General features: G+C 63.0%; 23 protein-coding genes. 20 read left to right on the top strand and 3 right to left on the bottom strand.

Going from position 1 to position 22,429, the window contains the following annotated elements; translation table 11 throughout:
• The first annotated feature begins 27 nt into the window (after positions 1–27).
• From NKH60_RS04890 to NKH60_RS04905, 4 genes are read left to right on the top strand one after another with little or no spacing between them, the layout of a single operon-like run.
• Positions 28–798, top strand: coding sequence for an IclR family transcriptional regulator (locus NKH60_RS04890; RefSeq protein ID WP_352836775.1), 771 nt, complete (start codon positions 28–30; stop codon positions 796–798).
• Positions 795–2,090: a Tm-1-like ATP-binding domain-containing protein gene (locus tag NKH60_RS04895; protein ID WP_352685375.1), complete on the top strand. Its 1,296-nt coding sequence runs from the start codon at positions 795–797 to the stop codon at positions 2,088–2,090. Before NKH60_RS04890 ends, NKH60_RS04895 begins: the two co-directional genes overlap by 4 nt.
• Positions 2,087–2,749, top strand: coding sequence for an HAD family hydrolase (locus NKH60_RS04900; RefSeq protein WP_352685374.1), 663 nt, complete (start codon positions 2,087–2,089; stop codon positions 2,747–2,749). The genes NKH60_RS04895 and NKH60_RS04900 overlap by 4 nt, the downstream gene beginning before the upstream one ends.
• A 26-nt stretch (positions 2,750–2,775) precedes the next feature.
• Positions 2,776–4,128, top strand: a complete 1,353-nt coding sequence (locus NKH60_RS04905) for an aspartate aminotransferase family protein (RefSeq protein WP_352871365.1) — start codon at positions 2,776–2,778, stop codon at positions 4,126–4,128.
• A gap of 13 nt (positions 4,129–4,141) precedes the next feature.
• On the opposite strand, the gene NKH60_RS04910 is transcribed toward NKH60_RS04905, so the two are convergent.
• Positions 4,142–5,011 carry a helix-turn-helix domain-containing protein gene (locus NKH60_RS04910; protein ID WP_352469641.1) on the bottom strand — a complete coding sequence of 290 codons (870 nt, stop codon included), beginning with the start codon at positions 5,009–5,011 and terminating at the stop codon, positions 4,142–4,144.
• A gap of 91 nt (positions 5,012–5,102) precedes the next feature.
• Between NKH60_RS04910 and NKH60_RS04915 the strand changes: the two genes are divergently transcribed.
• Both NKH60_RS04915 and NKH60_RS04920 read left to right on the top strand, forming a co-directional pair.
• The gene (locus NKH60_RS04915) at positions 5,103–6,647 is read left to right on the top strand and encodes a 4-hydroxyphenylacetate 3-hydroxylase N-terminal domain-containing protein (RefSeq protein ID WP_352814583.1); all 1,545 of its coding nucleotides are present in this window, start codon (positions 5,103–5,105) and stop codon (positions 6,645–6,647) included.
• A gap of 10 nt (positions 6,648–6,657) precedes the next feature.
• Entirely contained in the window at positions 6,658–7,167 is a 510-nt protein-coding gene (locus NKH60_RS04920) for a flavin reductase (protein WP_352836781.1), read from the top strand.
• A gap of 6 nt (positions 7,168–7,173) precedes the next feature.
• On the opposite strand, the gene hpaR is transcribed toward NKH60_RS04920, so the two are convergent.
• Complete coding sequence (gene hpaR, locus NKH60_RS04925) at positions 7,174–7,584, bottom strand: homoprotocatechuate degradation operon regulator HpaR (protein WP_352685406.1); 411 nt, start codon at positions 7,582–7,584, stop codon at positions 7,174–7,176.
• A gap of 224 nt (positions 7,585–7,808) precedes the next feature.
• Here hpaR and NKH60_RS04930 point away from each other — a divergent pair, with 224 nt between their 5' ends.
• The 5 genes from NKH60_RS04930 to hpaH are packed head-to-tail and all read left to right on the top strand — an operon-like array spanning position 7,809 to position 12,427.
• Complete coding sequence (locus NKH60_RS04930) at positions 7,809–8,195, top strand: 5-carboxymethyl-2-hydroxymuconate Delta-isomerase (RefSeq protein ID WP_352503132.1); 387 nt, start codon at positions 7,809–7,811, stop codon at positions 8,193–8,195.
• Between the two features lie 14 nt (positions 8,196–8,209).
• The gene (gene hpaE, locus NKH60_RS04935; protein WP_352836783.1) at positions 8,210–9,727 is read left to right on the top strand and encodes a 5-carboxymethyl-2-hydroxymuconate semialdehyde dehydrogenase; all 1,518 of its coding nucleotides are present in this window, start codon (positions 8,210–8,212) and stop codon (positions 9,725–9,727) included.
• A 15-nt stretch (positions 9,728–9,742) separates the two neighbouring features.
• The gene (hpaD, locus tag NKH60_RS04940) at positions 9,743–10,723 is read left to right on the top strand and encodes a 3,4-dihydroxyphenylacetate 2,3-dioxygenase (protein ID WP_352469637.1); all 981 of its coding nucleotides are present in this window, start codon (positions 9,743–9,745) and stop codon (positions 10,721–10,723) included.
• Between the two features lie 25 nt (positions 10,724–10,748).
• Positions 10,749–11,624: a fumarylacetoacetate hydrolase family protein gene (locus NKH60_RS04945; protein ID WP_352836785.1), complete on the top strand. Its 876-nt coding sequence runs from the start codon at positions 10,749–10,751 to the stop codon at positions 11,622–11,624.
• Entirely contained in the window at positions 11,621–12,427 is an 807-nt protein-coding gene (hpaH, locus tag NKH60_RS04950) for a 2-oxo-hept-4-ene-1,7-dioate hydratase (RefSeq protein WP_352836788.1), read from the top strand. Before NKH60_RS04945 ends, hpaH begins: the two co-directional genes overlap by 4 nt.
• Positions 12,428–12,796: 369 nt before the next feature.
• Here the strand turns inward: hpaH and NKH60_RS04955 are convergent, their stop codons facing one another.
• The gene (locus NKH60_RS04955) at positions 12,797–13,600 is read right to left on the bottom strand and encodes an ABC transporter permease (protein WP_352612811.1); all 804 of its coding nucleotides are present in this window, start codon (positions 13,598–13,600) and stop codon (positions 12,797–12,799) included.
• Between the two features lie 83 nt (positions 13,601–13,683).
• Between NKH60_RS04955 and NKH60_RS04960 the strand changes: the two genes are divergently transcribed.
• The 9 genes from NKH60_RS04960 (at position 13,684) to NKH60_RS05000 (ending at position 22,358) form a co-directional block, all read left to right on the top strand.
• Entirely contained in the window at positions 13,684–13,833 is a 150-nt protein-coding gene (locus NKH60_RS04960; protein WP_352469632.1) for a hypothetical protein, read from the top strand.
• Between the two features lie 456 nt (positions 13,834–14,289).
• Positions 14,290–14,604, top strand: coding sequence for a helix-turn-helix domain-containing protein (locus NKH60_RS04965; RefSeq protein WP_023675522.1), 315 nt, complete (start codon positions 14,290–14,292; stop codon positions 14,602–14,604).
• Positions 14,601–16,622: a hydrogenase 4 subunit B gene (hyfB, locus tag NKH60_RS04970; RefSeq protein WP_502898642.1), complete on the top strand. Its 2,022-nt coding sequence runs from the start codon at positions 14,601–14,603 to the stop codon at positions 16,620–16,622. Before NKH60_RS04965 ends, hyfB begins: the two co-directional genes overlap by 4 nt.
• Positions 16,613–17,569: a respiratory chain complex I subunit 1 family protein gene (locus NKH60_RS04975; RefSeq protein WP_023675520.1), complete on the top strand. Its 957-nt coding sequence runs from the start codon at positions 16,613–16,615 to the stop codon at positions 17,567–17,569. Before hyfB ends, NKH60_RS04975 begins: the two co-directional genes overlap by 10 nt.
• Positions 17,569–18,231: a hydrogenase-4 component E gene (locus NKH60_RS04980; protein WP_023675519.1), complete on the top strand. Its 663-nt coding sequence runs from the start codon at positions 17,569–17,571 to the stop codon at positions 18,229–18,231. The genes NKH60_RS04975 and NKH60_RS04980 overlap by 1 nt, the downstream gene beginning before the upstream one ends.
• On the top strand, positions 18,228–19,679 hold the full coding sequence (locus NKH60_RS04985; protein WP_352685371.1) for a hydrogenase 4 subunit F: 1,452 nt from the start codon (positions 18,228–18,230) through the stop codon (positions 19,677–19,679). Before NKH60_RS04980 ends, NKH60_RS04985 begins: the two co-directional genes overlap by 4 nt.
• A gap of 18 nt (positions 19,680–19,697) precedes the next feature.
• A complete protein-coding gene (locus tag NKH60_RS04990; protein WP_352682058.1) occupies positions 19,698–21,215 on the top strand; it encodes a hydrogenase large subunit in 1,518 nt (505 codons plus the stop codon).
• Positions 21,216–21,227: 12 nt separating this feature from the next.
• On the top strand, positions 21,228–21,767 hold the full coding sequence (locus NKH60_RS04995; RefSeq protein WP_352836791.1) for an NADH-quinone oxidoreductase subunit B family protein: 540 nt from the start codon (positions 21,228–21,230) through the stop codon (positions 21,765–21,767).
• Between the two features lie 333 nt (positions 21,768–22,100).
• On the top strand, positions 22,101–22,358 hold the full coding sequence (locus tag NKH60_RS05000) for a hypothetical protein (protein WP_352849950.1): 258 nt from the start codon (positions 22,101–22,103) through the stop codon (positions 22,356–22,358).
• Positions 22,359–22,429 lie beyond the last annotated feature (71 nt).

Consider the following 22,429-nt stretch of genomic DNA (forward strand, 5'->3'; position numbering starts at 1 on the left):
AAGTATCAGATGGAGGATCAGATACGCATGGGTACGGTGAGCAAGGCCATCACGCTGCTGGAAATGCTCGGTCGCGGCGAGCCCGAGACGGCGTTGGCTGACCTCGCCCGGCGCGCCGGCCATGACAAGGCAACAACGCGCCGGCTGCTGGTCTCCCTGATAGCGCATGGGCTGGTCGAGCAGGATGAAGCCACGCGTCTTTACCGGCTGGGCGCCGGTGTCGCGCGGCTGGCGCTGATGCGCGAAGCCCAGTTTCCCTTCCTGCGCACGGCGGTGCCGGTGGTCGAGGCGCTGGCGGCGGAAACCGATGAGACGGTGCACCTGTCGGAATATTCGAAGCGCGGCCTGATCACAGTCCATGTCGTCGAATCGACCAGGGCCAATCGCGTCAGCGTGCAACTCGGCGAGGTGCTGCCGATGCATGCGACGGCTTCTGGCATTGCGTTCCTGGCGTTCACGGAAGAGCGTATCCGAGACGCTGTTCTGGCCGGACCGCTGCCGGCCTTCACGCCCCACACAATAAGCGACGCGAAAACACTTGCCGAGCATGTCGCCGCCGCCCGCGCGCGCGGGCACTCGACCGGCTCGCAAGGCTTCGAGGAGGGCGTGCTCAGCGTCGCGGCGCCGATCCTCGGCGCCGACGGTTTTGCCATTGGCATCATCGCCGTCGCGGCGCCTAAGGTGCGGGTCCAGAAGGGCGAGATCGAGCGCTATGGCGCCAGTGTGGCGGCGGCTGCGCGCGTTATCAGCGAGCGGCTTTTCGGACGGCAGGGCCAGCCGGGCCTCAAGCGAGCATGACAACAAATACCCCTGCAAGGAGATTGACTGTGGAGGAGACACGCCGAATCCTGGTTATAGGCACCGGTGACACCAAGGCCGACGAATTGCTCTTCATGCGCGAGCGCATCGAGGCGGTCGGCGGTGTCGCCGTGATGATGGATGTGAGCGTGCTCGGCGATCCGCCCTACCAGCCGGCGCATGACAAGCATGCGGTGGCTCAAGCTGCCGACACGACCATCGAGGCGATCATCGCCAGCGGCGACGAGAATTCGGCGATGACGCTGATGGCGCTCGGCGCCTCGCGGCTTGCCCGCGCACTCTGCGACAAGGGCGAAATCCACGGTTTCATCGCGCTCGGTGGCTCGATGGGCACCGACCTTGCGCTTGACGTCGCGCTGGCGCTGCCGCTCGGCGTGCCGAAATTCGTCATCTCGACCATTGCCTATTCACATCTGCTGCCACCAGAACGGATCGCCACAGACCTGATGATGATCCTGTGGGCGGGCGGTCTCTATGGCCTCAACAGTGCCTGCAAGGCGGTGCTGTCGCAGGCCTGCGGAGCGGTGGTGGGTGCCGCGCGCGCCGTCGTTAAGCCGGACGCGACGCGGCCCAGGATAGGCATGAGTTCGCTGGGAAAAAGCTGCCTGCACTATATGGTGACGCTGAAGCCGGAGCTGGAGAAGCGCGGCTATGAAGTCATCGTCTTCCACACCACCGGCATGGGCGGCCGGGCGCTTGAGGCGATCGCCGCGCAACGCGGCTTCGTCGCGGTGATGGATTTCAGCCTTCAGGAACTCGCCAACCAGCTGACCGGCTCGGTGGTGAATTCGGGCTCCGACCGGCTGGAAAATGCTGGTCGGCAAGGCATCCCTCAGATCGTGGCACCTGGCGCCGTCGACATGGTGGATTTTCCGACCTGGCAAGCAGTGCCTGCCCGTTTCTTCGAACGGCCGTACCATGCGCACAACCGCCTGCTCGCCTCGGTGACATCAGACGGCGAAACCCGCAAGGAGATCGCGCGCGCCATCGGCGAGAAGCTCGCCGCCGCAACCGGGCCGACCGCCTTCATCCTGCCGGCAGGCGGCATCCAGCAATGGGACCAGGAGGGCGAGCCGCTGCACGAACCGGAGGCGCTGTCGGCCTTTGTCGAGGAGATGCGCTCGAGCGTGCCCGGCAATGCCGAGTTGCACGAGATATCAGGGCACATCAACGACGCCGCCTTCAGCGCCAAGGCACTGGAGATCTTCGACCGCTGGGTCGCCGAAGGCATTGTGCCGCTGGGCGCGCCGGAAGGAACTCAAGCTGCATGAGCGGGCCATCGCCAAAGGCGCTGGTGCTTGATTTCGGCGGCGTCGTCACCCGCACGCTGTTCGAAACGCACGCGTTGACCGAACGCGCATTGGACTTGACGCCCGGCATGCTCGGCTGGCGCGGGCCGTTCGATCCGGCATCCGACCCGCTGTGGCGTTCCATGCAAGCCGACGAGATCAGCGAGCGCGACTACTGGAAGACGCGCACGCGTGAAGTCGGCCGTCTCGTCGGCGAGGACTGGGACGACATGTCGACTTTCGTGCAGCGGGCGCGCGGCGCCGACCCGCAAGCGGTGGTGCGGCCAGAGGCGGAACGAGCGATCCGTGCGGCGCATGAAGCTGGCATCCGGCTCGCCATCCTCTCCAACGAGCTCGACTTGTTCTACGGCAACAGCTTTCGCGAGCGCCTGCCGCTGCTGTCGCTGTTCGAGACCATCATCGACGCCACCTACACGCACATCCTGAAACCCGATCCGCGCGCTTATGCGATGGTGAGCGAAGCACTGCACTTGCCGCCCGCGGCTTGCGTCTTCGTCGACGACCAGAAGCGTAACGTCGACGGCGCGGTCGCCGCCGGCATGCTGGCCGTGCATTTCGACGTCGCCCAACCGGGGCAAGGCTATGCAGAGGCGCTCGGCCATTTCGGCGTTGCGGCCTAAGAATTCAAGAAACGGAGTTCCCACCGATGCGCGACATCAACTTCCTCACCGAGAACAACGCCAAGCCGATCTGGCATCCGATGGCGCATCCGGCCGAGATGCGCGCGACGCCGCCAAAGATCATCATGAAGGGCGAAGGCGTCTCGGTCACCGATGCCGAAGGCCGCACCATCCTCGATGCAGTCGGGGGCCTGTGGAACGTCAACCTCGGCTACAGCTGCGATCCGATCAAGAAGGCGATCGCAGCACAACTCGACGCCCTGCCCTATTATTCCGGCTTTCGCGGCACCTCGACCGGACCGTCGATCGAGCTTGCCTATGAGCTGTGCGACTGGTTCGCTCCCGAGGGCATGGTACGGACCTTCTTCACCTCCGGCGGCTCGGACTCGGTCGAGACGGCACTGCGGCTGTCGCGGCAATACTGGAAGATCAGGGGCCAGGGCGACCGGACGAAGTTCCTGGCGCTGAAGAAGGGCTATCACGGAACGCATTTCGGCGGCGCCTCGGTCAACGGCAATGCCAATTTCCGGCGCAACTACGAGCCGCTTTTGCCCGGCGTCTTCCACACACCGGCGCCATGGACCTACCGCAATCCGTTCGACGAGACCGATCCGGCGAAGCTGGCGAAACTCTGCGCGCGGGCGATCGAAGACGAGATCGCCTTCCAGGGCGCCGACACGATCGCCGCCTTCATCATGGAGCCAGTGCTCGGCGCCGGCGGTGTGATCGTTCCGCATGAGAGCTTCATGCCGATGGTGCGGGCGATCTGCGACCGTCACGACATCCTGCTCATCGCCGACGAGGTGGTGACCGGCTTCGGTCGCACCGGCGCCTGGTCGGGCTCGCGGCTCTCCGGAGTGAAGCCGGATTTCATGACCATCGCCAAGGCGATCACCTCAGGCTACTTCCCGCTCGGCGCCACGCTGATCAGCGCCAAGGTTGCCGACGTCTTCGAGGCCGACAAGACCAGCTTCGGCTCGATCGGGCACGGCTACACCTATTCCGGCCATCCGGTCGGCTGCGCGGCGGGGCTGGCCACACTCGCCGAGACCAAGCGGCTTGCCGTCAACGAGAATGCGGCGGCGCGCGGTGTCGAGCTCGGCAAGGCGCTGGAGGCGCTGAAGGCGAAGCACGCTTTGGTTGGCGATGTGCGCTACCAAGGGCTGATGGCGGCGCTCGAACTGGTTTCCGACCGTGCCGCCAAGAAGCCGGCCGACAAGAAGACGATGAATGCCGCCGCAGAGGCCGCCTACAAGGCCGGCGTCATGCTGCGCGTCTCCGGCAACACCATCATCCTGTCGCCGCCGCTGGTGATCTCGTCCGCCGATGTGGCAAAGATCGCCGAGGCTCTCGACGCCGGACTGACGGCAGCCGCCTGAGCGACGGTGACGCTCAGTCCTGACCGAGCCGCAGGCGTCGCCACGCCGCCGGCGAGAGGCCGACGGCGGCGCGGAAGAAGCGCGAGAAATAAGCCGGGTCGTTGAACCCGGTCTCATAGGCGATGTCCTCGACCGGGCGCACGGTGAACAGCAGCAGGCGCTTGGCCTCGACCAGCCGCCGCTCACCAACCGCCTGGCGTACGCCCGCGCCGAGCACCTGCCGCGCTGCCTTGTCGAGCAGATGGCGCGTGGTGCCGAGCGCGGCGGCATAGCGCTCGACCGGCCAGTCGTCGCGAAAGTGTCGGTCGATCAGACGCCGCAGCCGGCCGCCCAGCGCCACCGTCGCCGGCACCGCGACAGCATGCGACTGCGCATCGAGGCGGGCGATGCCCGACAATGCCACGGCGATCAGCGGCGGCAGGATTTTCTCCATACCGGGCAACCTGTCGGCATATTCCGCCTGGATCATCGTAACCGTATCACCCAACCTTTCCCAGAGGGCCGTTTCACCGCGTCCGGTGACGAAGACCGGCTGGTCGAGCGGCAGCGCGGACTGCTCAGCGATCGCCGCAAGGGCAGCATCGGCGACCGAGACAACGATGGCGTCGGCGCCCGTCTCGATGCTGAATCCGTGGACCACGCCGCTCGGCATGAAGCTCACCGTCGGCGCCGAAAAACTCCAGGTCTCGTCTTCGATCCGATAAATGCCGCTGCCGCCGGTCCAGAAGGTGATCTGCGCCATTTGCGGGTGCTTGTGCGCGAGAACCTGGCCGCGATGCACGGAGGCACGCGCAAGAACAGTCTCGACATGCAGGAATCCGACGTCGAGCGCACGCGCCGGTTCGCCGTAGACGAAGAATTCGGGAATGGCAGTCTGGCTCATCACGGCGAAAAAATCCAAGTGGTTCTATACTTTCGTCCATAAACCTTTGTCACGACGATCGCTACAGTTGACGCGTTAAAGGAGGATCATGATGCGATCGGAAGATTTCCGGGCCGACACGAAACGGCCGTTTACCGGTGCCGAATATTTGCAGAGCCTGCGCGACGGGCGCGAGGTCTATATCAATGGCGAGCGGATTGCCGACGTCACCACCCATCCGGCGATGCGCAACTCGGCGCGCTCGCTGGCCCGCCTCTACGATGCCTTGCACGATCCGGCGCGGCAGGCGGTGCTGACCTCGCCGACCGACACCGGTTCTGGCGGCTACACGCACAAATATTTCCGCGTCGCCCATTCCGCCGCGGATCTCGCCGCACAGCAGACCGCCATCGCCGACTGGTCGCGCATGTCCTACGGCTGGATGGGGCGCACGCCCGATTACAAGGCAGCACTTATGAACACGCTCGGCGCCAATGCCGAGTGGTACGGCCCGTTCAGGGACAATGCACTCGCCTGGCACAAACGCGCCCAGGAAGCGGCCCTGTTCATGAACCATGCCATCGTCAACCCGCCGATCGACCGCCACAAGCCGGCCGAGCAGGTGAAGGACGTGTTCGTGCACATCACGAAGGAGAACGACGCCGGCATCTGGGTGTCCGGCGCCAAGGTGGTGGCGACGTCGTCAGCGCTCACCCATTACAATTTCCTGGCGCAGAGCTCGGCGACGGTCACCGAGGACCCGTCATTGTCGGTGATGTTCATCGTGCCTATGAACGCGCCGGGGATAAAGATGTTCTGCCGCGTCTCTTACGAGCAGACGGCCAACACGGTCGGCCATCCCTTCGACTATCCGCTGTCGTCTCGTTTCGACGAGAACGATGCGATCCTGGTGCTGGACAATGTCTTCATCCCCTGGGAGGACGTGCTGGTGCTGCGCGATGCGCAGAAGATCCTCTCCTTCCACCCGGCGTCGGGCTTCATGCACGGCTATTGTTTTCAGGGCTGCACGCGCTTCGCCGTCAAGCTCGACTTCCTCGCAGGCCTGCTGGCGAAGGCGCTGCGCGCGACGGGCGGGGATGCCTTCCGCGGCAACCAGGCGGCCCTCGGCGAAGTAATTGCGCTGCGCCACATGTTCTGGAGCTTTTCCAACGCCATGGCGCACAACCCGATCCCATGGGCGAACGGCGCCGTGCTGCCCAATCTCGAAGCGGCGCTCGCCTATCGCACTTTCATGTCGGAGGCCTATCCGCGCGTTATCGATACGGTGCGCCGAGTCATCGCTTCGGGGCTGATCTACCTGCCGTCCTCGGCAAAGGATTTCGACAATCCGGAGATCGACAAGTACCTTGCCCAGTACGTGCGCGGCTCCAATGACATGGGCCATGTCGAACGCATCAAGATCATGAAGCTGCTGTGGGATGCGACCGGCACCGAGTTCGGCGGCCGCCACGCGCTCTATGAGCTCAACTATGCCGGTGCGCCGGAAGAGGTGCGGCTGCAGGTGCTGAAGGGTGCTGAGCGCGGCGGGCGCCTGAGGGCGATGGAGGAACTGGTCGACACCTGCATGGCCGACTACGACGAAAAGGGCTGGACCGGCGACACCTGGCTGCCGCCGCTGCCGGCTGGCGCAAGCTGAGGTCCCGGCCATGGAGCCACAAGTTGCAAGGCTGGAGTTCCGTGAGGCGATGGCGCGGGTCTGTGCGCCGGTCAACATCGTCACGACTGATGGTCCGGCCGGCCGCGGCGGCTTCACTGCGACCGCCATGTGCAGCGTTTCCGACGATCCGCCGACGCTGCTTGTGTGCATGAACGAGCGCTCGGCGCAGACCGGCCTGTTCCTCGCCAACCAGCGTTTCTGCGTCAACGTGCTGACGCAGTTACACACCCATCTGGCGGCAAAGTTCGCCGGTACGATCCGCGACATGGGCGAGCGCTACAATGCGGCAAGATGGCAGACCATGCCGTCCGGCATGCCGGCGCTGCTCGACGCCATCGTCAGCTTCGATTGCGAGATCGGCGACGTGAACAAGGTTGGCACGCACAATGTGATGTTCGGCCGCGTCGTCGACATCCGCCACGGCAGCGACGAGGCGGCGCTGCTCTATGTCGGCCGCAACTACACGCAGCCGAGTGCACTCGGCAGTTTTGGCGGGTAGAGGCTGTCAAGTCTGGTTTTCGGATGATTCCGACTGGATCAGGTTTTCGAGCAGGTCGAGCAGGTGCTCATGCTGTTCGGCGCCGTAGCGCTGCTCGATCGCATCGTAGATGGCGATGCGCTCGGGCGACAAATCCTCGATCAGCGCCAGCCCGGCCGGGCTGATTGCGAGCAGCGCCCGGCGACCGTCATCCTTGACCTTGTTGCGGGTGATGAACTGCCGTTCCTCCATCGCCTTGATGATGCGGGTCAGGCTGGGCGGAAGGATCGAGGCGCGATGGGCAAGTTCGGTTGCCTCGAGCGGCCCGGCTTCGGCAAGCACACGCAGCACGCGCCACTGCTGCTCAGTGATGTCGTGGCGGGCAAGCATCGGCCGGAAATGCGCCATGATCACTTCGCGGGCGCGAAGCAGAGCCATGGGCAGGGAGCGGCGGGTGCTGGGCGGTAGCAAGGTCAGGTCTCCAAAAAATTCCAATTCCGGTACGACTCGCACCACACAATGAGACTCGGATCGCAGCTATATCCGCGATTTCGCCGGGGGCGGCAATCCCACCATCGAGAGCTGTATCTGCATAGAGAACGACACTTGACATTCCGCCGTCAAGATGTAATTCACATGTTAATTACAAGGTGGAGGAAACCTTGCCACATATGGCGATCGAATATTCGGCGAATCTCGACGCCAAGGTCGACATCAGCGCGCTTTGCACGCTGGTCGCTCGCACCATCCTCGAAACCGGCCTGTTCGAACATGGCGCGGTGAGGGTACGCGCTTTTCGCGCCGAGGCATACGCGATCGCCGATCGCCTCCCGGAGAACGGGTTCATCGACATGAACTTCCGCATCGGCAAGGGCCGCAGCGCCGAGGAAAAGAAACGCACCGGCGAGGCGATCTTCACTACTGTTTCGGATCATCTCGCATCTCTGTTCACGACGCCGCATTTCGCGCTGTCGCTGGAGATCCGCGAGATCGATGCCGAACTAAGCTGGAAGAAGAATGCCATCCACCCGCGCCTGCGCGGCAAGTGACAGGAACCCATATCATGGCGGCATTGGACGACAATCTGAGAAAGGCCGAGGCCTATCTCGAGCGCTTCAGAAGCGCTGGCGTGCTCAACCAGATCGGCGGCGAAACCGTGCCGGCCGCCGACGGCTCGACATACGAGACGCTGTCGCCAATCGACCTGAAGCCGATCGCCAAGGTGGCACGCGGCAAGGCCGCCGACATCGACCGCGCCGCCAAGGCGGCGAAGGCTGCCTTCCGCGACTGGGCGGCGATATCAGGCGACGCCCGCAAGAAGCAGTTGCACAAAATAGCCGACGCCATCGTCGCGCGGGCCGAGGAAATCGCTTTCGTCGAATGCATGGACACCGGCCAGTCATTGAAGTTCATGGCCAAAGCAGCGCTGCGCGGCGCGGAGAACTTCCGCTTCTACGCCGACCGCGCGCCGGAGGCCCGCGACGGCCACACGATCCGCGCACCGAACCAGGTCAACATGACGACGCGCGTGCCGGTCGGCCCGGTCGGCGTGATCACGCCGTGGAACACACCTTTCATGCTGTCGACCTGGAAGATCGCGCCGGCGCTCGCCGCCGGCTGTACGATCGTCCACAAGCCAGCCGAGTTCTCGCCGCTGACCGCGCGGCTTTTGGTCGAGATCGCCGAGGAGGCCGGCCTGCCGAAGGGCGTGTGGAACCTCGTCAACGGCTTTGGCGAGGACGCCGGCAGAGCGCTGACCGAACACCCCGACATCAAGGCGATCGGCTTCGTCGGCGAAAGCCGCACCGGCTCGATGATCATGAAGCAGGGTGCCGACACGCTGAAGCGCGTGCATTTCGAACTCGGCGGCAAGAACCCGGTCATCGTCTTTGCCGATGCCGATCTGGAGCGGGCGGCCGACGCTGCCGTCTTCATGATCTATTCGCTGAACGGCGAGCGCTGCACCTCGTCCTCACGCCTGCTGGTCGAGGAAAGCATCTACGACAAGTTCACCGCGCTGGTGGCGGAGAAGGCCAAGCGCATCAGGATAGGCCATCCGCTCGACCCCGAAACCGTGGTTGGCCCACTGATCCATCCGGTGCATGAGGAAAAGGTGCTGTCCTATATCGAGATCGGCAAGTCGGAAGGCGCTGTCGTCACCGCCGGCGGCGGCAAGTTCGCCGGTCCGGGCGGCGGCTGCTATGTCAGCCCGACGCTGTTCGTCGGCGCCACCAACAAGATGCGCATCGCCCAGGAAGAGATATTCGGACCCGTGCTGACCGCCATCTCGTTCAAGGACGAGGCCGAGGCGCTGGCGCTGGCCAACGACACGCAATACGGCCTGACCGGCTATCTCTGGACCTCGGACGTCACCCGCGCCTTCCGCTTCACCGACGCGCTCGACGCCGGCATGATCTGGGTCAATTCGGAGAATGTGCGCCACCTGCCGACGCCGTTCGGCGGCGCCAAGAACTCAGGCATCGGCCGCGACGGCGGCGACTGGTCGTTCGATTTCTACATGGAAACCAAGAACATCGCGTTCGCCACGGCGCCGCATTCCATCCAGAAGCTCGGCGGCTGACCGGAGACCCCAACGATGCCCTTGCCCACACCCAATCTCTACCCGGCATTCAACATCGTGCGGCTCAGCCACGTCGAGCTGGCTGTTACGGACCTCGGTAAGTCGCGCGCGTTCTATGTCGACACGCTCGGCCTGCAGGTGACCGACGAGACCAAGGACGCCATCTATCTGCGCGCCATGGAAGAGCGCGGCCACCATTGCATCGTGCTCAGGAAAGGTGCCGCGCCGGAAGCCCGCGACCTCGGCTTCAAGCTGTTTTCCGACGACGATCTCGACAAGGCCGAGCACTTCTTCAAAGCCAGGGGTCTGCCTGTGAAATGGGTCGAGCGGCCCTACCAGTCGCGTACCTTCCGCACCCGCGACCCGCACGGCATTCCGCTCGAATTCTATTCCAGAATGGAGCGGCTGCCGCCGATCCATCAGAAGTATGCGCTGTACAAAGGCGTCAAGCCGCTGCGCATCGACCACTTCAACTGCTTCTCGCCCAATGTCGATGAATCGGTGGCGTTCTACAACGAGCTCGGCTTCCGCGTGACCGAGTACACGGAGGATGCCGCGACCGGAAGACTTTGGGCGGCATGGACGCACCGCAAGGGCGGTGTCCACGACATCGCCTTCACCAACGGCATTGGCCCACGCCTGCACCACGTCGCCTTCTGGGTGCCGACACCGCTCAACATCATCGATCTGCTCGACCTGATGGCCACCACCGGCTGGCTGCCGAACATCGAGCGCGGCCCCGGCCGGCACGGCATCTCCAACGCCTTCTTCCTCTATATCCGTGATCCCGACAATCACCGCATCGAGATCTATTGCTCGGACTACCAGACGGTAGATCCCGACCTAGAGCCGATCAAATGGGACCTCAAGGACCCGCAGCGCCAGACGCTGTGGGGCGCACCGGCGCCGAAGAGCTGGTTCGAGGAAGGCAGCACTTTTGCCGGCGTCGAGCCGCGCAAGTCCGATCTGGCGGCCTCGCCGATCGTCGCGCCGTGACGTCGGCTAACTGCAGGGGAAACAAATGAGCGCGGCACGTCTCGCCACCTTCACCGTTGGCGGCAAAACGCGCTACGGCGCAATCACCGACAAGGGCGGCGTCGACCTGTCGGCGCGACACGCACAGTGGCCGAGTTTGCGCGAGGTGATAGAGGCCGGCGCACTGCGACGGCTGACGGAAGAGGCGGACGCTTTCGCCGCCGATTTCCCGCTCGACGCCATCGCCTACGAGATACCCGTCCCCTCGCCCGAAAAGATCATCTGCGTCGGCGTCAACTATCCGGACCGCAACGAGGAGTACAAGGACGGACAGGCCGCACCCTCGAACCCGTCGCTGTTCATCCGCTTCCCGCGCTCCTTCGTCGGCCATGGCAGGCCCCTCGTGCGGCCGTCGGAATCGCCGCAGCTCGATTATGAGGGCGAGATCGTCATCGTCATCGGCAAGGGCGGCCGCAGGATCGCCGAGGCGGATGCGCTGGGCCATATCGCAGCACTTTCGCTCTGCAACGAGGGCACCATCCGCGACTGGGTGCGCCACGCCAAGTTCAATGTCACCCAGGGCAAGAACTTCGACCTGACCGGCTCTATCGGCCCCTGGCTGGTGCCGTTCACCGACGAGGCACAGATCGCCGACATCGCGCTGACCACGCGCGTCAATGGCGAGGTTCGCCAGCAGGACCGCACCGGCCGCATGATCTTTTCCTTCCGCAAGATCATCAACTACATCTCGACCTTCACCACGCTGGCGCCGGGCGACATCATCGTCACCGGCACGCCGACCGGCGCCGGCGCCCGGTTCGACCCGCCAATCTGGCTGAAGCCGGGCGATGTGATCGAGGTCGAGGCCGACGGCATTGGCTTGCTCAGCAACGGCGTCGTCGACGAAGGGACCGGTCGATGATGACGCCGGAACAGGTCGACGACGCGGCCGCGAGGCTGTTCGAGGCCGAGCGCGACCGCCGCCAGATCAGGCTGCTCAGCCTCGATTTCCCCGGGGCGACGATGGATGACGCCTATCTCGTCCAGGCGGCGCTGGTGAAACGAAAAGTGGCCTCGGGCCTGACGATCAAAGGCTGGAAGATCGGCCTGACCTCCAAGGCGATGCAGTCGGCGCTCGCCATCGACATTCCGGATTCCGGTGTGCTGTTCGACGACATGTTCTTCGATGACGGCGGCACCGTTCCAGCCGGCCGCTTCATCCAGCCGCGCATCGAGGCCGAGATCGCCTTCGTCATGAAGGCGTCGCTGGCCGGTCCGGACGTGTCGATCGACGACGTGCTCGACGCCACCGACTACATCACGCCGGCGCTGGAGATCCTCGACACCCGTATCGAGCGCGTCAACAAGGAGAGCGGCAGGATACGGACCTTCTTCGACACCATCTCCGACAATGCCGCCAATGCCGGCGTCGTCGTCGGCGGCCGTCGTGCCGGACCGCGCGAGGCCGACCTGCGCTGGATCGGCGCCATCCTGTCGCGCAATGGCGAGGTCGAAGAGACCGGGCTCGGCGCCGGGGTGCTCGATCATCCGGCGAAGGGCATCGCCTGGCTGGCCAACCGGCTGCATCAGTACGGCATGCAGATATCCGCCGGACAGGTCGTGCTGTCGGGCTCGTTCATCCGGCCCGTGGAGTGTCGCCACAGTGACACTATCGCTGCCGATTTCGGACCCTATGGAGCGATCCGCATCACCTTTGCCCGCTAGCGGCAATTCCTCCATAGCCCGCTGACCCGACTTGCCGGCGGCGTGCTGAAACAGAACCCGGAAGAGCCCGAAAGGGTGTCGGCACTCCTTGCCAGCCTTCAAAGTATCGGCGCCGAAATCCGGGTGCCGCGCGAACAACCGTTCGATGCCATCGCTTTGCTGGACGATCAGGATTAACTCGACTTCCATCGCTGGCCGCGTTCCTGAAAGGCTTTATTACGCGATAGACCACGATCCGCTGACGCGCTTTTGCGCTCCTGTTTCAATCCGAGCCGCTGTCCCGAGCCGCTGTGCAGTTTTGGGCAACATGCGTTTGATCGACAAACCCGTGGCCAGAAGCCGAGGGGTTCCTTGTCGGGACGGCCGGCGCTATCGATTCGAGCGGCCGAGCGCTGTGGACGCAATCAGCAAAACGATCGAGGCGGCGATCAGCACTGTGGCAGCAGCCGCGATGGTCGGCGTCAGCGTGTCGCGCGCGATGGTGAACATCTCGCGCGGCAAGGTGCGTTGTCCGGGACCGGCGAGGAACATCGTCACCACGACTTCGTCGAGCGAGGTGGCGAAGGCAAACAGCGCGCCCGACGCGATGCCCGGCAGAATGACCGGAAGCGTGACTTTGCGGAAGGTGAGGAAGGGTGGCGCCCCCATGCTGGCGGCCGCCCAGAGCAGCCGCCTGTCGAGACCGGTGAGAACGGCCGAGACGGTCACCACGACGAAGGGAACGGCGAGCGAGGTATGGCCGAGGATGAGGCCGGGAAGGGTCGCGGTCAGGCCGGCCATCGAGAAGACGAAATACATGCCGACGCCGACGATGACCACCGGCGCGATCATCGGCACCAGCAGCAAGGCGGAGATCGTGCGCCGACCTGGCAGATTAGGCGCCGCGAGGCCGAGCGCGGCCATGGTGCCTAGCGGCGTCGCCAAAAGTGTCGTCGAGACAGCCAGAACCAGGCTGTTGCGCAGGGCATCCATCCAGGTCTGCATCGAGAAGAACTCGCGGTACCATTTCAGCGACCAGCCGGTGATGGGAAAGGTGAAATCGCCGCTGCTCTTGAACGAGAACAGCACGATGATGATCAGCGGCGCCATGAGGAAAGCCAGCACCATCATGGCCGTCAGCCCGAGGCCGAAGCGGCCAAGCCGGCTGGTGGTGGTTGATCGCGGGGAGGACATCCGGGCCTCCTAGCGCAGACCGGCGCCGCTGCGGCTGAGCAGCGCGTTCTGGATGGCATAAAGCGAGAGCGTGACGACCAGCATTGTTCTTTCTCGGCGGCGTCGTCGGCGCTGTGGGTTTCAAGCATGTCGGCTTCGCGGCGACGTTGTTTCTGGCGGCCATTCTCCTCGTGCTGGCCTCCATGCCAGTCCTGGAGGACGTCTCCGTTCGCATGAGGCGGCTTTGGCAGTAGCGCTGCAGAGCTTTGCCGCATGCCAGATTTGGCAGCACATTCGCGAAGGCGCTGTTCCTGGATTTCGGCAGCTATCTGTTTTGGCCGATCCTGAAGCACGAACACGATGAGATCGGCCCAACGACAAGAGCAAGCGAACTCAGCCATACCCACTCATAGCGTAGAGTGAGGTCGAAGAGATAGCCGACGCGCCCGCGGCGGCTCCAATCGAGTGGCCGGCCGAGATAAGGGCCCATTGCCAGCCCCATCACGCGCAAATCCGAGATGGCTGGCGACAAGACTGGCCGTGACGGGAATGGCCGCATGGCTTTGGTTCGAGGCAGGGCGTATCGCCCGGTTTTCTACAGCCTCAATACAGATGCGTCACGCATCACTAATTGAATGCGCCGCATTTTAATATATGCTGCAAGACGTAGAGATAATATCTCAAAGCTGATCAAAAAGGGGGATGCGACCGTGATAACTGCTCCACAGTTGCGTGCCGCGAGGGCGCTCCTTGGCATCGACCAGCGCAGGCTTGCCGAATTGTCCGGTCTTTCCGTGCCGACAATTCAACGCATGGAAGCCAGCGAGTCGATTATTCGGGGTAACGTCGATTCTCTCATGAAGCTGATCGGGGCACTTGACCTCGCCGGCGTGGAATTGATCGCTGAAGGCGCCTCCAGCCAAATCGGCGGGCGCGGCGTGCGACTGAAAGCGGATTTTGACCCCGCCAAAATCCTTGGCGGAGTCGATACGGATGCCAAACTCCCCGTGAGGAGCGTGGCGTGATTTCGGGGGCCGCGGTCCTCCTGTGGGGCGTCGCTGCGCTCCTGGGGACTGCGGTGCTTGCGATTGCGGAAAGCCGCAGATCCGACTTGGGAACACGCCTGATCTACGGCTTGACGCTAGGTATATCGGCGGCCGTGCTCATGGTTCTCGCGAGCCGCATCGCCGACAATCCCGTCACCCCGTCGACTGTGGCGTTGCCTCTTGGATTGCCATGGATTGGCGCTCATTTCCGTTTGGATGCGCTGTCGACTTTCTTCCTCATCGTCGTCAACTTCGGCGGCTCCATGGCCAGTCTTTATGGCCTCGGCTACGGCAGGCATGAGTCTGCGCCGCATCGGGTGCTGCCGTTCTTCCCGGCTTTCCTAGCCGGAATGAACCTTGTCGTGGTGGCCGACGACGCCTTCACTTTCCTGCTTTCCTGGGAATTCATGTCGCTCGCCTCCTGGGCGCTCGTCATGGCGCACCATCGCAAGCAGGACAATGCGCGGGCGGGCTACATCTATCTCGTGATGGCGAGCTTCGGCACACTCGCGCTGCTGCTTGCGTTCGGCCTGCTCGCCGGATCCGATGGAACCTACACATTCGACGCGATGCGAGCCGCCGATCCCACCCCGTTCGCCGCTGCTTTCGTCCTGGTTCTCATGCTGCTGGGCGCCGGCTCCAAGGCCGGACTCGTCCCGCTGCACGTCTGGCTGCCACTCGCCCATCCGGCCGCGCCAAGCCACGTCTCGGCTCTCATGAGCGGCGTGATGACCAAGGTCGCAGTCTATGGCTTCATACGCGTTATTTTCGATCTGCTCGGTGAGCCGGCATGGTGGTCGGGCGTTGCCGTGCTTTTCCTTGGCGGGCTGACGGCGGTTCTCGGCATCCTCTACGCGCTGATGGAAAAGGACCTGAAGCGACTGCTTGCCTATAGCACCATTGAAAACATCGGCGTCATCTTCGTAAGCCTTGGTCTCGCGCTCGCTTTCAAGGCGAACGCCATGCCATCGGCTGCAGCGCTGGCGCTCACCGCCGCGCTGTTCCACGTCCTCAACCATTCCTTTTTCAAGAGCCTGCTGTTTTTCGGCGCGGGCGCCGTGCTGACGGCAACCGGAGAGCGGGATATGGAGAAGCTGGGCGGTCTCATCCACCGCATGCCCTTTACAAGTTTTGCCTTTCTCGTCGGTTGCGTCGCGATCTCGGCACTTCCACCCTTCAACGGCTTCGTCTCCGAATGGCTGGCCTTTCAGGCCATATTGCAGAGCCCCGATCTGCCACAATGGGGACTGAAGGTCATGGTGCCCGCCGTTGGCGGTCTGCTGGCGCTGTCAGCGGCACTGGCCGCGGCCTGCTTTGTAAAGGCGTTCGGGATTGCATTCCTCGGCCGGCCACGCTCGGCCGCGGTGGAACTGGCGCATGAGGTCGACCGCTACTCGCTGGCGGCAATGTTCATTCTCGCTGCCCTTTGTCTCCTGGCCGGCATTCTGCCCGGTCTTGTGATAGACGGCCTCTCATCGGTGACACTGCCACTGATCGGCAGTCGGATGCCTGTGCAGGTGGCCCAGCCCTGGCTGTCTATCGTGCCGATTGCAGCGAGCCGCAGTTCCTACAACGGCCTGTTGGTGTTCCTGTTCATCGCCTTTTCCGCATCCGCTGCGGCATATGTGATCCATCGCTTTGCATCACATGCACTCCGTCGGGGTCCCGCCTGGGGTTGTGGCTTCCCGGATGTGGTCCCGAGCTCGCAGTACACGGCCGTCAGCTTCGCGCAGCCTATCCGCCGCGTCTTCGGCACGTTCGTATTCCGTGCAAGGGAAACCGTCGAAATGCCGGCACCTGGCGAGACCGGTCCGGCTCGTCTGAATGTCGAAATGCATGATGTGATCTGGGAGACGCTGTACCTGCCTATCGGCCGGGCCCTCGACTTTGCGACCGACCACCTCAACCATCTGCAGTTCCTGACGATCAGGCGCTACCTGACCCTCGTCTTTCTCTTTCTCATTGTCCTGCTCCTGGTGCTCGCACTATGGCCGTGATTCTCGAGTTGGCCGTTCAAGGCGCGCAGATGGCGCTGGTGCTTTTGCTGGCGCCGCTCCTGACCGGATTCGTGCGCAAGGTGAAGGCACGGCTCTTGCGCCGCCAGGGTCCTTCCCTGATCCAACCTTACCGCGATCTCTTGCGGCTGATGCGCAAGGAAGTCGTTCTGGCGGACAACGCATCCTGGCTGTTTCGCGTGACGCCCTATCTGATCTTTGCCACCACCTGGGTCGGCGCGGCGCTCATCCCGACATTCGCCGCCGGCCTCACATTCAGTTGGACCGCCGATCTCATAGCCATTGTCGCACTGCTGGGAAGCGCCCGGTTCTTCCTGGCGCTGGCAGGCATGGACGTCGGCACGAGCTTCGGCGGCATCGGCTCGAGCCGCGAGGTGATGATCGCTTCGCTGGCCGAACCCGCCATGCTGCTCATCGTGTTCAGCCTGGCGCTCGTCGCGGGTGCTACGCAACTCTCAACGGTCGCCGCCTTCATGGGGTCACCGGAGGTTGGCTTGCGGGTGTCGCTCGGGATGTCGCTCATCGCCCTCGTGATGGTGGCGATCGCCGAAAACGCCCGCATACCCGTGGACAACCCATCGACCCATCTGGAACTCACCATGGTTCATGAGGCGATGGTGCTGGAATATTCCGGTCGCCATCTGGCGATGATCGAGTTTGCCGCCTTCCTCAAGCTTCTGCTCTATGTGTCGCTGATTTCCTGCGTCTTCCTACCTTGGGGACTGGCGAGCGCCGGTGCAGGACTGGAATCCCTTGCTCCGGGTGTCGTCGCCTATGTCGGCAAGCTTGCCGTCTGTGGCGTTCTCCTCGCCGTGTTTGAGACTGCCATCGCCAAGATGCGCGTCTTCCGCGTCCCGGATTTCCTCGGGGCAGCGCTGATGCTGGCCCTGCTCGGCACGCTCCTGCTGTTCGTCTCACGGAGCCTCTGATGAACGGCCTCACCTTCGACATCGCTCACCTGCTCGCCGGCGGCCTGGTGCTGGTCAGTTTCATGATGCTGTATCAGGATCGCCTCTTTGCTCTGATCAACGTTTTTGCGCTTCATGCAATCGTGCTGGCCCTGTCCGTAGCTTGGCAGGCATACATTCAGGACGCGCATCATCTCTACGTCACGGCGGCAATCGCCCTCGTCTTCAAGGCGATCGTCATTCCTGTCGGGCTTCATCGCATCATTCAGCGGCTCGGCATCCATCGTGACGTCGAGACCGCCGTCGGCATCGGTACGACGATGCTTGCGGGGATAGGCCTGGTGACCCTGTCCATGGTCCTGATGCTGCGCGTCACTCCCGAGGCTGATCCCCTCGCCCGCGAGGACCTGGCTTTCGCGCTGTCCATCATTTTGCTGGGGCTGCTGGTGATGGTCACCCGCCGCAACGCCGTCAGCCAAGTTGTCGGATTCATGTCGCTCGAGAACGGTCTGGTCCTCGCCGCCACGGGGGCCAAGGGCATGCCTCTGGTCGTCGAGATCAGTGTCGCCTTCTCGATCCTTATCGCCTTCATCGTCATCGGAGTCTTCCTGTTCCGCATCCGCGAGAGGTTCGACTCGGTGGATGTCGGCGCGCTCGACGACTACAGGGGAGAACACCGTTGACCGCGTTTTCCCTCGATGCGGTGGCCGCCATTTTGCTGATACCGGTCTTCGCGGCCGCACTTCTGGCGGCGCTGCCGAAATACCGGATATCGGCGGGCGTCAATGTCGCTGCGAGCTTGCTGACCTTGCTCGCCGCACTGTCGCTTCTTGTCACCGACCGCCCGCAGCCTGGGCAGTATCTGCTCGTCGACGATCTCAATATCGTCTTCATCGTGCTCAACACATTCGTCGGCTTCACCACCAGCGTCTTCAGCGCTTCCTACATTGCCCACGAACTGGAGACCGGGCGGCTGACAGTCCCGAACTTGCGGTTTTATCACGCAATGTACCAGGTCATGATGTTCGGCATGAACCTGGCGTTCGTGTCCAACAATATTGGCTTGATGTGGGTGGCGGTGGAGCTTGCCACGCTGACCACCGTGCTCATGGTCGGCATCTACCGCACGCACGAAGCGCTGGAGGCAGCCTGGAAATATTTCATTCTGGGCAGCGTCGGCATCGCGCTCGCACTGTTCGGCACCATCCTCGTCTACATGGCTGCACAGCCGGTTGTTGGCGAGGGGACGAATGCGATGGTCTGGACGGTGCTCATCGCTCACGCCGCGCGCTTCGATCCGGCTCTGCTCAATGTCGCCTTCATCTTTCTGCTGCTCGGCTACGGGACGAAGGTCGGCCTTGCGCCCTTACATGCCTGGCTGCCAGACGCGCATGCTGAGGGTCCAACGCCGATTTCCGCAGTGCTGTCGGGCTTGCTGTTAAACGTCGCACTCTATGCCGTGCTGCGCTTCAAGCTATTGCTCGCGGCAAGCCCGGAAGCGATCGCACCTGGGCCATTGATGATCACGATGGGACTGACGTCGCTTGTCTTCGCGGCCTTCATGCTCTACCGCCGCCGCGACATCAAACGCCTGTTCGCGTACTCCTCGATCGAGCACATGGGCATCATCGTGTTCGCCTTCGGCATAGGAGGCCCGCTCGCCAATTTTGCCGGGCTGCTGCACATGGTCATGCACAGCCTGACCAAGTCGGCGATCTTTTTCACGGTCGGCCACATTGCCCAGGTCAAGGGGACACAGAACATCGCCGAAATCCGGGGACTGACGGAAACACATCCTGCCCTTGGCTGGGCGCTCGTCATCGGCGTCGTTGCCATTGCCGGCCTCCCTCCGCTCGGTATCTTCATGAGCGAATTCCTGGTCGTGAGTTCGACATTTGCAAGACACCCTCTTTTGGCGATGCCCTTGGTTTTCGGGATTCTGCTCGCTTTCGGCGCCCTGCTGCTTCGACTGACCGGCGTCGCTTTCGGCGAACCGCGCGGCAGCACTGCACCCGCCGAGGCGTCCTACATTCCGATGTATTCCCACTTGGCGTTGGTGTTTGCCGCCGGCATCTATCTGCCGCCACCGCTGGTCACATGGTTCCAGCACGTCGCAAGTATCCTGGGGTGAGCAGAGGAGAGAAAGAGCATGCCCGCGCTGATCGACCTCATCCTTGCTGGCCAACGTGTCGAAAATCATTTCCCGTGGTCGCGCGCCGTGGTGACTCCGAAAAAATGGGGCTTTGCCGTCGAGCAACTGGCCGAGGGCCACTGGAGCTTGCTCGGCCTATGGGGTGAGCCAGGCGCCGTCCACATGGCACTTCTCGATGAAAGCGCCGGGGACATCGGCGTCGTCAGCCTGGAATGCCCCAGTGGCCGCTACCCATCGGTCGGCCGGCTGCATCCGCCCGCATTGCGGCTCGAACGTGCGGCTGCTGACCTGTTCGGGCTCCTGCCACAAGGCGCGCCTGATATGAGACGGTGGCTTGATCATGGCCACTGGGGTGTCAGCTATCCGTTGAGTACCCGCGTCCGGACGTCTGCTGCGACTGCCTTCCCGTACAGTTTCCTGCCTGCCGAGGGGGAGAGCCTGCATCAGATCCCAGTCGGGCCCGTGCATGCCGGCATCATCGAGCCGGGCCATTTCCGGTTCACGGCGAGCGGTGAAACGGTCGTCCGGCTGGAGCAGCGCCTCGGATACGCGCACAAGGGTATAGAAGGCCTGATGGCGGGGTCCGACATCGACCGTGCAGCCAAATTGGCGGGCAGAACCTCTGGCGACAGTACCGTGGCATACTCCCTCGCTTTTGCCCGCGCGGTCGAGGCGGCGCTGGGTGTCCAGGTTCCCCCACGCGCGGTCTGGCTGCGAGCGCTCATGGCCGAGTTGGAGCGCCTGGCCAATCATCTGGGCGACATCGGCGCAATCTGCAATGATGCCGCCTTCGCGCTCATGCATGCCCACTGTGGGGTGCTGCGTGAGCGCGTATTGCGGGCAAGCGATGCTGCCTTCGGTCACCGTTTGATGCGCGACTGCATCGTGCCCGGAGGCGTGGCAAGCTTCCTGAGCGATGAGGGCACGACAGCGCTCAGGTCCCTGATCGCAGAGATCAGGCAGCGGTTTCCCGCGCTGGTCGAGCTCTACGACAACACGGCGTCGCTGCAGGATCGGACTGTCGCAACTGGCCGGCTGAAGGTGGAACTCGCTCGTCAATATCGCGCCGGAGGCTACGTTGGCCGGGCCTCCGGTCGGGACTTCGATGCCCGACGCAATCTCGCTTATCCACCCTATGGCGAACTCGCCTTCGATGTACCTCTCCTCCAGGAAGGCGATGTGAACGCCCGTGTATGGATTCGTATCCACGAGGTCGAACAGAGCCTGTCCCTGATCGAACAAGTCCTGCGACAACTGCCAGACGGACCGATCCGCGTCGATTTCGCGCAGACAAACCGATCGCATGAAGGCATGGCGCTCGTCGAAGGTTTTCGCGGCGACATTCTGGCCTGGCTGCGCATTGGCAAGGGCGGCTTGGTCGAGCGCTGTCACCTCCGTGATCCGTCATGGTTTCAGTGGCCGCTCCTTGAAGCGGCGATCGAAGGAAACATCGTTGCCGACTTTCCGCTGTGCAACAAATCGTTCAACTGCTCTTATTCGGGCCATGATCTCTGAAGGCACGCTGTCATGCGCAAGCTTCTTTTTGAAAGCCTGATACGCCCCCCTCTCACCGAGCGTCCGCCGTTGGCAAGCAGCGCGGCAGTCGACGAACTCGCACGCGCGCTCGATGGGGCTGCTCACAAACGATTGGGGCGAAGCCTGTCGATCCGGGCGGTCGATGCCGGTTCCTGCAACGGCTGCGAACTTGAGATGCACGCGCTGAACAACGCCTTCTATGACATCGAGCGTTTTGGGATCCGGTTCGTCGCATCACCGCGCCATGCCGATGTACTGCTCGTCACCGGGCCGGTCACAAAAAACATGCGCGAGGCATTGAAGCTGACCTACGACGCAACCCCCAACCCAAAATGGGTGGTCGCACTGGGAGATTGCGCAGGCAATGGCGGCTGTTTCTCCAGCAGCTATGCGGTGGTGTGCGGAGTGTCCGAGGCCTTGCCTGTCGATCTGCACATTCCAGGTTGTCCGCCGCCGCCAATCGAAATTCTGAAAGGCCTGCTCGCCTTGCTTGAGGGCGTGAATTCCAAGACTGGTGCTGCCCGAAGGTGACCATGTAGAGGCTTTGCCAAGGTTGGCCTTGTCGCTGCATAGATCCAACCAATGCGTAGCCGTGAGTTTAGGGGCATCAGCCAACCTCTGTCCCAAAATTGGAAGGCGCTCGGCGGCGAGAACGGCTAAAACGCCTGCTTTTTCGCCGGCAGCCCAACGCTTTCGATTGAAGGGAACCCGTTCCCTAGTCCGAAATGGTTACTTGCGCTGCAGCTAATGTAGTTACAATCTTGTGCAGTCGGAAGCTGCATGGGCCGGCTAAGCGCGAGTACCGTCTTCGCCGGCGTCTCAAGGCAGTCGACCACATTTTTGCGGTGCTCTAAGGGGGAAACAATGAGATTGACGATTGTTTGCGCGGCAATTGTGATGGCCGTATCCACCGCCGCCATTGCGCACGAGAAAAAGAGAGTGGTCAGTACAGAAGTAACGTCGGCCGGCGCCGACCTGTCGGGCAGCACGATCAAGAAAAACAGGGAAACAAAATTGGATTGCAGTTCAACCGGAACTGTCTCCAGCGCGATTTCGAAAGACAAATCGGAGCCGCGCCTGGGCTATGAAACAGTTAATCCTGCAATCATATCGATCTATTAGCTGAGGAAATAGCAGGCAGGTCTATCGGCGCTCAGGCTTCGGGAGCAGGGCACGAACCGACTCGCGACCAT

The sequence above is a fragment of the Mesorhizobium sp. M1006 genome (assembly GCF_040318825.1).
Taxonomy (GTDB): domain Bacteria; phylum Pseudomonadota; class Alphaproteobacteria; order Rhizobiales; family Rhizobiaceae; genus Mesorhizobium.

What these genes read in the sequence shown, in the direction of transcription:
- NKH60_RS04915 (WP_352814583.1), top strand. Translation starts at nt 5,103, where the DNA reads ATGCGATCGGAAGATTTCCGGGCCGACACGAAACGGCCGTTTACCGGT.
- NKH60_RS04955 (WP_352612811.1), bottom strand. Translation starts at nt 13,600, where the DNA reads ATGTCCTCCCCGCGATCAACCACCACCAGCCGGCTTGGCCGCTTCGGC.
- hpaE (WP_352836783.1), top strand. Translation starts at nt 8,210, where the DNA reads ATGGCGGCATTGGACGACAATCTGAGAAAGGCCGAGGCCTATCTCGAG.
- NKH60_RS04995 (WP_352836791.1), top strand. Translation starts at nt 21,228, where the DNA reads ATGCGCAAGCTTCTTTTTGAAAGCCTGATACGCCCCCCTCTCACCGAG.
- NKH60_RS05000 (WP_352849950.1), top strand. Translation starts at nt 22,101, where the DNA reads ATGAGATTGACGATTGTTTGCGCGGCAATTGTGATGGCCGTATCCACC.
- NKH60_RS04920 (WP_352836781.1), top strand. Translation starts at nt 6,658, where the DNA reads ATGGAGCCACAAGTTGCAAGGCTGGAGTTCCGTGAGGCGATGGCGCGG.
- NKH60_RS04895 (WP_352685375.1), top strand. Translation starts at nt 795, where the DNA reads ATGACAACAAATACCCCTGCAAGGAGATTGACTGTGGAGGAGACACGC.
- NKH60_RS04990 (WP_352682058.1), top strand. Translation starts at nt 19,698, where the DNA reads ATGCCCGCGCTGATCGACCTCATCCTTGCTGGCCAACGTGTCGAAAAT.
- NKH60_RS04975 (WP_023675520.1), top strand. Translation starts at nt 16,613, where the DNA reads ATGGCCGTGATTCTCGAGTTGGCCGTTCAAGGCGCGCAGATGGCGCTG.
- NKH60_RS04980 (WP_023675519.1), top strand. Translation starts at nt 17,569, where the DNA reads ATGAACGGCCTCACCTTCGACATCGCTCACCTGCTCGCCGGCGGCCTG.
- hpaR (WP_352685406.1), bottom strand. Translation starts at nt 7,584, where the DNA reads ATGGCTCTGCTTCGCGCCCGCGAAGTGATCATGGCGCATTTCCGGCCG.
- NKH60_RS04910 (WP_352469641.1), bottom strand. Translation starts at nt 5,011, where the DNA reads ATGAGCCAGACTGCCATTCCCGAATTCTTCGTCTACGGCGAACCGGCG.
- hpaH (WP_352836788.1), top strand. Translation starts at nt 11,621, where the DNA reads ATGATGACGCCGGAACAGGTCGACGACGCGGCCGCGAGGCTGTTCGAG.
- NKH60_RS04900 (WP_352685374.1), top strand. Translation starts at nt 2,087, where the DNA reads ATGAGCGGGCCATCGCCAAAGGCGCTGGTGCTTGATTTCGGCGGCGTC.
- hpaD (WP_352469637.1), top strand. Translation starts at nt 9,743, where the DNA reads ATGCCCTTGCCCACACCCAATCTCTACCCGGCATTCAACATCGTGCGG.
- NKH60_RS04905 (WP_352871365.1), top strand. Translation starts at nt 2,776, where the DNA reads ATGCGCGACATCAACTTCCTCACCGAGAACAACGCCAAGCCGATCTGG.
- NKH60_RS04890 (WP_352836775.1), top strand. Translation starts at nt 28, where the DNA reads ATGGGTACGGTGAGCAAGGCCATCACGCTGCTGGAAATGCTCGGTCGC.
- NKH60_RS04945 (WP_352836785.1), top strand. Translation starts at nt 10,749, where the DNA reads ATGAGCGCGGCACGTCTCGCCACCTTCACCGTTGGCGGCAAAACGCGC.